The sequence below is a fragment of the Fibrobacter sp. genome, assembly GCA_012523595.1.
GTDB lineage: Bacteria > Fibrobacterota > Chitinivibrionia > Chitinivibrionales > Chitinispirillaceae > JAAYIG01.
Window position 1 is genome coordinate 1 of the sequence record JAAYIG010000145.1, and the last position, 7,793, is coordinate 7,793.

Sequence of the window (7,793 nt, forward strand, 5' to 3'; positions counted from 1 at the left end):
ACCCCTACGCAGGTTTAGCAAACCTGTGCCTTAAGCCAGCTCGGCCACCCCTCCAGACAATCATTTCAAATTGGCTTTTTAATATAATTATTTCTGACGGAAGAAACAAGAAAACTATCTGGGAGAGGTCTGTTCATATTGACAAACGGCTTAGCATTATATAATTTTCAAAGTCTAGACCTCAGCTTTGCATGCTGCCGGGCACTCCTAAACTGTGCCGAAGTCTTTTTTATACAATTAATTGTGTTAAAGATGTATAATTACACTTCAGAGTGTGATTTGTTTCCGGTAAAAAGGTTGGGTCCGGAAACTAATTCTAACTCGCTCGAATCTGATTCTGGAAAGTATGCAGCTATCGATTGTCAATATGTCTCGCCGGAAAGCGGGGTTTTTCAGGAGACCTATGGAAAGTAATGATCTTAAAGAATCATTTTACCGCTATCTCCGGTATTTCCTTGCAAAGGATGATTCTACAGCTACCTCTCACGATAAATATATGGCTCTGGCTTATGCGGTCAGAAGCGAACTGGTTGATAGCTGGATTAGAACACAGAAAACCTACTTCGAAAAAAATGTCCGTCGCGTTTTTTATCTGTCAATGGAGTACGTTTTCGGAAAAAGTCTCCGCCAGAACATGCTGAATCTGGGTATTGAACAGCCGATGAATGCTGCTGTCCGGTCTCTTGGCATAACTCTTCAGGATATCTATGAGCAGGAAGACGATTTTGAACTGGGAAATTCAGGAAAAGGAAAAACCGCAGTTTGTTTCCTGGAATCTCTGGCAACGCTTGGAATCCCTGCCATGGGATATGGATTGAGGTACGATTATGCACAGTTCCAGCAGGATATAAAAAATGGTGTGCAGGTGGAGCGTCCCTACGATTGGCTCCACAGAGGACACCCCTGGGAGATTGTCAGACCGGAATACTCCTGTAATGTGGGTTTCGCTGGTGAGTGTCACCCCATCGATTCAGGTGTATCTTTAGGCCCTTACGAATGGAAAAACTCAGAACTGGTTCACGCGATTCCTTATGATGTGCCGATTTCCGGTTACCGTAATGATGTAGTGAATACCCTTCGCCTCTGGTCTGCCCGTGCTTCAGAAGAGTTCCTTCCTGACTATGCCAACCACAATGATTATGTCCGCGCATGTGAGGAGAAATCGCAGCTCGGACGCATTACTAAAGTACTGTTCCCTGAGGAGGATATTCGAAGAGCTACTGAATTGCGTATGAAACAGCAGTTCTTTTTTGTGAGTGCAGCACTTCAGGATATTATTCGTCGCCATAAGAGTTGCCAAAATGATATCCTCGATCTCGATAAAAAAGTCATTATTCAGTTAAATGGCAGCAGATGTGCGCTGGCAATCCCGGAGATGATGAGGATACTGGTTGATATTGAAAATGTGCCCTGGGATAAGGCCTGGAATATCACAAGAAACGTTTTTGCTTATACATCAAACGCTGTATTGAAAGATAATCTGGAAGCATGGCCGGTCTATAAAGTCGCTCAGGTGCTCCCTCGTCACATGCAGATAATTTTTGATCTCAACCAGATACACCTTGAGGAGATCCGCAGTACAATCAGCTCTGAACCCGATTTTATCCGCGATTTGTCTCTTATCGAAGAGGGAGAGGTAAAAAGAATAAAACTGGCGAACGTGGCTGTGGTGGGATCTTTTTCGGTAAACGGTGTTTCTCGCGAACAATCCGAAATCGTAAAGAAAAAACTTTTCCCGTCATACGTGAAATGTAATCCTGAAAAGTTTATAAATGCTACTACGGGCATTGCACACCGCAGATGGCTTGTGTGTACCAATTCTGAACTGTCAAATTTGATCACTTCCGCTATCGGTGAAAGGTGGATTAAGGATCCGCTGGAACTATTAAATCTTGAGAGCTATGTGGTTGATACCGAATTCCTTAAAGAGCTTGCATCAATCAAGGCTCAAGCCAAAGCCAGACTGGCAACAGCAATTGAGAAACAGACCAGCATTAATATCGACAATTCATTTTTGTTTGATATTCAAAGCGGGAAAATTCACACTTACAAGAGACAGGTTCTCCATATCCTCAATATTCTCCATCGCTACGAGCGTCTGAAGGCAGGGGAGAAGCCGGAATGCAGACGGGCCCACATTTTTTCGGGGAAAGCCTCTCCATCCGACTTCCTTGCAAAACAGATTATCCACCTCATAAATGTTACTGCTGATCTGATTAATACTGACAGCGATGCCAGTGAGTTCATAAAAGTTGTTTTCGTACCCAATTTCGGGGTGAGCTGGGCTGAAGCCATGGTTCCGGCTGCAGATCTCTCTGAGCAGCTCTCAACAGCATCTTTTGAGGCTGCCGGCACCTTTAATATGAAGTATGCATTTAATGGCGCGTTGACAATTGCAAGCAAGTCCGGCACCAATCTGGAGCTGCTGGAGAAAGTTGGTGCTGAAAATATTTTCATGTTCGGTAAATGTGCCGATGAAATCTGCAATATGCATGACTACCGTCCATACGATCTTCTATGCTCTGATGAAAGGTTGAAGAACATTTTTGGTCTGATAGAAGGGCTTCTGCCAAATATTCCTGATGGGTCCGCTATTTATCCTCTGCTCTCTTCTCTGCGTGATTCCGACCGCTATTTCGTTCTCACTGACTTTGATGATTATGTGAAGAAACAGTTTGAGATCGATAAAGAGTACACCAATACTCTCGAGTGGTTCAGAAAATGTCTCATGAATATAGCCAGGGTTGGCTATTTCTCCAGTGACAGAGCGGTGATGGAGTACACGCATAATATCTGGAAAGTACCTCTCTTATGAAACGAGAATCAAAACTGAGCGGGATTCCTGTGGTCTCAGGGTGGGGAATGGGGGCTGCCTACTTTGTGGGAAGGGCGGTTCAGCAGACAACAACAGTGTCGATTTCCCGTCAGGATGTCGGCGATGAGATAATGAGGTTTAATGAGATCAGAGAACAGGCCAGAAAAGATTATCGCCAGTATATTTCCGACCTGGGCGGCTCTTCCACAGTGGATGTTTCGATTCTCAATATCTATGAACATATTCTTGATGATCCAGCTTTTATCGGGCAGGTAGTTGAGACTATCTCAACCAAACTCTATGACCTGGAAACATCTATTCGCCTGGTATCAAACGATTTTATTAAAAGATTCGAATCGGCAGGCACGACATATTTTAAAGAGCGCAGCTCTGATATGATTGAGGTCTGTGAAAAACTGATCTCATATCTTTATCAGGAAAACGGGCGTGCCAAATCTTTTATGGAACCAGTGGTTCTGGTTGTACTCAGGACTTTCACTCCAAACGATATATTGGCCTACGATAAATCAAAGATACAGGCTGTTGTAACTGTCAGTGGCGGAAAAACATCACATGCCGCTATTCTTGCCCGCTCGTACAACATTCCGGTAGTATCCGGTATCAGAAATCTCTCTGAGAACATTCGTCCGGGGGATCAGGTGTTAGTTGATGCTGAGAAGGGCACAGTATACGTTCGTCCTTTATCCGCTGTAATCGCTCGTTACAAGAAACAGGCTTTTGATGAAACAGCTCTGAGCATATTAAAGAGCAAGTGGAAGAGACCGGTTTACACAACTGACGGTGTGAAGATTGATGTACTGGCCAATATCTCTCTTCCTGATGATATCGATGATGCTCAGGGGCATGGTGCTGATGGAATCGGGTTGGTGCGTACAGAGTATCTTCTATCCAACCGTAAAGAGATGCCATCTGAGGCTGTTCAGTATAATTATTACAGAACCATACTGGAGAAGGCCGGAAATAAGCATTGTGTTATCCGTCTGATGGATATCGGGGGAGACAAGGTTCCCCAGTTCTTTGACATGCCTCTGGAGTTCAACCCTTTTATGGGTTGGAGAGCCATAAGAATCTTCCTTGAACGGAAAGACCTGTTTGAAACACAGGTAGCTGCGATTATGCGTGCTGGTGAAGGTTATGATTATTCAATCATGGTTCCGATGGTCACAACGCTTCAGGAATGGCTCGAGGCCAAAGCAATAATCAGCCAGACTGCTCACAAGGTGGGAGTCAGGATGCCATTATGTGGAGTGCTTTTCGAAGTCCCTCTGGCAATACTGGAGATGAACACCTTTATGAAAGAGATTGATTTTGCATCGATTGGCACTAACGATCTGATCCAGTATCTCAGCGCAGCCGATCGAAATAATGCAAAAGTCAACTACCTCTATAACCCGATCGAACCAGCTTTTCTGAGAATAATCCGTAATGCCATCAGATGTGCAAACGACAATGGAATGTCGCTATCGATTTGCGGAGAGATGGCTGGAAACCCCATACATACCGTTTTACTTGTGGGACTTGGTCTGCGCCGGTTCAGCGTCATTCCCAGAAATATTCCTCTGATTAAGGAAATAATTGCCAACATAAGCTTTGCCGAGGCAGCAGAGAGCACTTCTCACATCGATGCAATTGAATCGACTGAGGACATGGCACACTGGCTCAAGACTCTAAATAAAAGACTTCTGGGTGACGTTCTTCAGAAACTGCCGATATCTGTGGATGTCTGATTCTTCTCACTGCATCTCTTCTGCTTATCGCGGGTTGATTTTTACACATCCTCTCCGCTGCTTATTCAGATTCCGGATTATTTCCGCACTGTTCACATGTATTTTTGTTTGTCCGTTTCTGCGGGTATTCGAGGAAAATCTTTCTTTAACATCTCTCCATCCCGATAAGCCTTAGAAACTCATTTCTGGTTGCGTTTTCCCTGCGGAAACTGCCAAGCATCGCCGAGGTGATCATCTTTGAGTTCTGCTTTGACACTCCCCTCATCATCATACAGAGGTGCTGTGCTTCAATCACAACACCTACACCTTCTGCCTCGATAGGCTCCATAAGGCAGGCAGCAATCTGCTGAGTAAGGCGTTCCTGTACCTGAAGCCTGCGGGCGAAGCAGTCAACGAGCCTGGCGAGTTTACTTACACCGTAGATTCTATCCTGTGCGATGTAACCGATGTGACATTTGCCAAAGAATGGGAGCATATGATGCTCACACATGCTGTAGACTTCGATGTCACGCACGATTATCATGTGGTTGCATTCCTCATGAAATATCGCGGTCTTTATGATATCAGTTGGGTTCTGCTTGTATCCCTGCATTAAATGCTCATAGGCTTTTCTAACCCTTTTAGGGGTATCCCTTAATCCTTCTCTGTCGGGGTCTTCACCGATGGCCTTCAATATTTCTCTGATCGCTTCTTCCATTGCTCTGCCTTGTTGATGTTAACTTATATATCTGAATAACCTGCTTAGAAATGCTGTATAATTCGAATTCAAAATATACTAAAGGATAGAAAATATACCCGAATTTTCTGTGTTTTCCAATAGATTTAAATATGCCGTATGTGTCGATTCCCATTCCTGTACAGGCATCGAGAATAGGCAATTCATCTATGGCATTGTGTATATTTTTTTCTGGACATTTATCAAGTGAGGTCTTGAATGCATTCCAGAGAGAAAAAACAGACTAATTCCTTTTCCAAAGGTTTAATACTGCTGTCACTTCTGATAGTCGTGTTCCTGTTTTATTCCAGAATTACCACAAAGGGACTTCCGCCTCGTATTTCCAGTATCGTCAACAGTGAGTTCGAGAGTTTTCGCAATTTGAAAGAGTTCAGTGATGAGCAGAAACTTTCGTATAAAAAATCAGCAGCCGGATACTGGATCTATCAGACTGAAGATTCCACAGCTCCATTTCAGAAGCTGGACCGAATTGAACTGTTGGACAACGGGATAATCTGGCAGGTAACTGACTGGTTTGTCGAATTTCCCTCAGGAGATACGGTCTCTTTTATGCTTGTGCGTCATGCCTACCTCGATCCCTACGCAAGTGTGCAGGATTCTGGATCTGCCTATACCTGCAATTACAGAACGATCCGCCAGGTTTTCGTTGTCAATGGAGATACTTGCTTCGGGGCCAGCCAGGTTGATGAGATGTGGAAGGCGCAGAGAGTCGAAGAAAAACTGGTACTTAACAGACGAGAGTATGTCCCTTACGAAGGCGAAATAAAGGACTTTTTCCCGCCCGGAGCTATAGATCTGGTAGATCAGATGAATCCCAGGAATTGTGCTCCTGGAGCAAACCTGTATCATTTCTTTAAATCCTCACTGAAAAATGTGCTTTCCAGGGATGCTGCTGTGGCGTTTAATGCAGATGCGATCAAGCTTTGGATCGATCAGTATTACGGGCCTGCTGTTTTTGAAGAGATGCTGCAGTCTTTTGGACCCTATGTAGTAATACCTGATACTATACCTGTGGAATTTGAGTTGAACGATGCCGGGATGGTTGTGAAGGCGAAGTCCAGGTCTGGCGGTATGTATGACGGCCAGGTTGAAAGATCGCTGACAAACGAGATAATGACATGGGTTTTTCCAAAACTGGAAACAAGGGGTAAGCCCGCACGGGTTTCCTACATTTTCGTTCCCTGATCTTGACTGGAGTACAATTTGGAACAAGAAATGATCAATATAAGCTCTCAAATGATCGGGACTATCTCCAAAGAGTCCTCTGTGCTGGGGCTGGGTTGCTGGGCTTTTGGCGGATCGGACTGGGGAGATCAGGATGACATTGATTCCATCAATGCAATCAAGGCCGCTTTTGACTCCGGAATAACTCATTTCGACACAGCACAAGCATATGGGAGAGGACATTCAGAGGAACTTGTAGGACGTGCTTTACGTGATGTAAGGGAGAAGGTGTTTATCGCCTCAAAAACAATGTTTACACCCCGGGAGAAAGTAGAAAAATCGATTGTGGCCAGTCTGAAACGGCTTGGAACCGAATACATTGATTTGTTCTACATTCACTGGCCCAGGAAAGGTGCTGACCTGGAAGGAATGATGGAAGGGCTGGTGCTTGCACGTGAAAAGGGAATGATAAGAGGAATAGGTGTCAGTAATTTCTCAATTGAACAGATGAAATCTGTTGCGAAGATTGGGCATATCGATGCTCATCAGACCTGCTTTAATCTGTTGTGGAGGTGGGGAGAAAAGGAATTAATTCCATACTGTATTGAAAACGGCATTTCTGTTATTTCCTACAGTTCTCTTGCAGAGGGGATTCTTACCGGAAAATTCGACAGGACTCTGCAGTTTATGCCCGGGGATCACAGAAAGGGTACGGTGCTTTTTGATAACGATGTTTGGCCGCATGTTTATAATGGTGTTGAAGAATTGAAGGAAGCCGCCCGGAACCTCAATCGGCCTCTTCATGAACTCGCTATCCGCTGGATACTGAGCAGACCGGGAGTATCAACAGCCCTTGTCGGCGCCCGCAGCAGTTCTCAGGTTTATCAGAATGTCAAGGCCATGGAGGGAGTGATCGATCAGGCTGCTTTTGACTGTCTTACAAAGATCAGTGACAACATCATGAATGTCGTGCCGGACACTGGGAATATTTTCCGATGGTATCCGTGACCTTATACTTTCCCTATACTCTCAGTAGCTGTCAACCAGTGACATTACAGAAAGCCTGCGTGTCAACTGTTCTGCTGTCATTTCCCTGCTTAGTTCTATCCTGACACTCACCGGCAGATCCGGAAAGATGTCAAAATAGTTATCACTTGCTTCATAAGAGAGACCCTTCAGGTCGAAACAGGCCTGATGATGAAACTGGGAAGAGAAGAAATCCACCTGGAAGCTTTTTTCTCCGAGTGCATGGATTTGATGTTGAATCGGTTCTTTTCTGAAGTCGATAAAACGGGGTGAGGTGAAGAGAACTGTGTTCTGCGAAAGGAGT

General features: G+C 44.6%; 6 protein-coding genes. 4 read left to right on the forward strand and 2 right to left on the reverse strand.

Going from position 1 to position 7,793, the window contains the following annotated elements; genetic code table 11:
- The first annotated feature begins 403 nt into the window (after positions 1 to 403).
- Both GX089_09920 and ptsP read left to right on the forward strand, forming a co-directional pair.
- Positions 404 to 2,815, forward strand: coding sequence for a glycogen/starch/alpha-glucan phosphorylase (locus GX089_09920; protein ID NLP02799.1), 2,412 nt, complete (start codon positions 404 to 406; stop codon positions 2,813 to 2,815).
- Positions 2,812 to 4,563 carry a phosphoenolpyruvate--protein phosphotransferase gene (gene ptsP / locus GX089_09925; GenBank protein ID NLP02800.1) on the forward strand — a complete coding sequence of 584 codons (1,752 nt, stop codon included), beginning with the start codon at positions 2,812 to 2,814 and terminating at the stop codon, positions 4,561 to 4,563. The genes GX089_09920 and ptsP overlap by 4 nt, the downstream gene beginning before the upstream one ends.
- Positions 4,564 to 4,708: 145 nt before the next feature.
- Here the strand turns inward: ptsP and folE are convergent, their stop codons facing one another.
- Positions 4,709 to 5,260: a GTP cyclohydrolase I FolE gene (folE, locus tag GX089_09930; protein NLP02801.1), complete on the reverse strand. Its 552-nt coding sequence runs from the start codon at positions 5,258 to 5,260 to the stop codon at positions 4,709 to 4,711.
- Positions 5,261 to 5,497: 237 nt separating this feature from the next.
- Between folE and GX089_09935 the strand changes: the two genes are divergently transcribed.
- Together GX089_09935 and GX089_09940 are read left to right on the forward strand one after the other, a co-directional pair.
- Positions 5,498 to 6,484: a hypothetical protein gene (locus GX089_09935; protein NLP02802.1), complete on the forward strand. Its 987-nt coding sequence runs from the start codon at positions 5,498 to 5,500 to the stop codon at positions 6,482 to 6,484.
- A gap of 18 nt (positions 6,485 to 6,502) precedes the next feature.
- The gene (locus tag GX089_09940; protein ID NLP02803.1) at positions 6,503 to 7,471 is read left to right on the forward strand and encodes an aldo/keto reductase; all 969 of its coding nucleotides are present in this window, start codon (positions 6,503 to 6,505) and stop codon (positions 7,469 to 7,471) included.
- Between the two features lie 21 nt (positions 7,472 to 7,492).
- Here the strand turns inward: GX089_09940 and GX089_09945 are convergent.
- The coding region (locus GX089_09945; protein ID NLP02804.1) for a glycoside hydrolase family 2 protein at positions 7,493 to 7,793 on the reverse strand (301 nt) is incomplete at its 5' end.